Annotated in this window: 1 protein-coding gene and 1 pseudogene; both read left to right on the top strand. The window is 62.9% G+C overall.

Annotation, left to right across the window (positions count from 1 at the left end; all coding sequences use genetic code 11):
* The first annotated feature begins 163 nt into the window (after window positions 1–163).
* A protein-coding gene (locus tag AC1DUU_RS32095) for an IS630 family transposase (RefSeq protein WP_476787330.1) occupies window positions 164–1,112 on the top strand; the annotation gives its coding sequence in 2 pieces (ribosomal slippage) (window positions 164–499 and window positions 501–1,112; 948 coding nt in all).
* A gap of 67 nt (window positions 1,113–1,179) precedes the next feature.
* Window positions 1,180–1,372, top strand: a pseudogene (locus tag AC1DUU_RS32090) (IS481 family transposase); the annotation flags it as partial.

The following is a 1,372-nucleotide window of genomic DNA, read 5'->3' as shown; positions in this document are numbered from 1 at the left end:
CATTGAAGGCTCGTGCCGCGAAGCTCCATCATGCGGCGACCGATGTCGACCGCGAAGACAACCATGCACCGGCAGTGCTGCTTCGACAAAACTTACTATTGACGCCCCAGTTGCGATTAGACAACCCCATCAAGATGCTGGCTGGAATGGAGGCCAGCATCGGATGACGCGACCTCTTTCGAATGATCTTCGTGAGCGTGTTGTAGGTGCAGTCGCGGCGGGCGAAAGCTGCCGAACGGTGGCGGCCCGGTTCGGCGTCGCCGTTTCCTCTGTGGTGAAGTGGTCGCAGCGCTATCGCGCGACGGGGTCGGTGGCGCCCGGCAAGATGGGTGGCCATCGCAAGCGTATTCTGGAGCCGCATCGGGCCTTCATCGTCGAGCGGCTCAACCAGACGCCGCATCTGTCGCTGCATGGGCTGAAGGCGGAACTGGCGGCGCGCGGGGTGAAGGTGTCGCACGATACGGTGTGGCAGTTCCTGCGGCGCGACGGGCTGCGGTTCAAAAAAAACACTGTTCGCGCTTGAGCAGGCCCGAGCCGACATCGCGCGGCGGCGACACCGCTGGCGATCCTGGCAGACGGGCCTCGACCCCAGACGGCTGGTCTTCATCGACGAGACGTGGATCAAGACCAACATGGCGCCGCTGCGCGGTTGGGGGCCGAGAGGCAAGCGCCTGCGCGGCTTTGCCCCGTATGGCCACTGGCGCACGCTGACCTTTGTTGGAGCTCTGCGGTTCGACCGGCTCGCCGCTCCTTGCGTGTTTGACGGACCGATCAACGGCCTGTGCTTCAAAGCCTATGTCGCACAGCAGCTCGTCCCGGTACTCGAACCCGGCGACATCGTCGTCATGGACAACCTCGGCTCCCACAAGTCCGCCGCCATCGGGCAGATGATCCGCGCCGCCGGCGCCAGGCTCTGGTACCTGCCGCCCTATTCGCCCGACCTCAACCCGATCGAGCAGGCCTTCGCCAAGATAAAGCACTGGATGCGACAGGCGCAGAAGCGAACCATTGAGGAGACATGGCGACACATCGGCACCCTCGTCCCCGAGATCGAACCCGCCGAATGCGCCAACTACTTCCGCAATGCCGGATATGCTTCCGTCAAAACCTGAAAGGCTCTAGATGTTTGATCCCAGGCTTTGATGGGGCATCCTTGTTGGCCGAAACAGGGGATGCACTATGGGCCAGGTTCTTCATGGGAGCGCCACGACGACAGAGGCGGTCCGTCGAGCGATACAGCATAGTCAAGAGAGCCTGAGGGCGCTGGCGAAACGCTACGGAATCAACCAGAAGACCGTCGCCAAATGGCGGGAGCGGACTTCGGTGGCCGATCTGCCGACCGGTCCGAGGGAGCCGAGATCGACAGTGCTCT

The sequence above is a fragment of the Aminobacter sp. P4_H6_2 genome (assembly GCF_056400805.1).
This window is presented reverse-complemented; position numbering and strand designations above follow the sequence as displayed.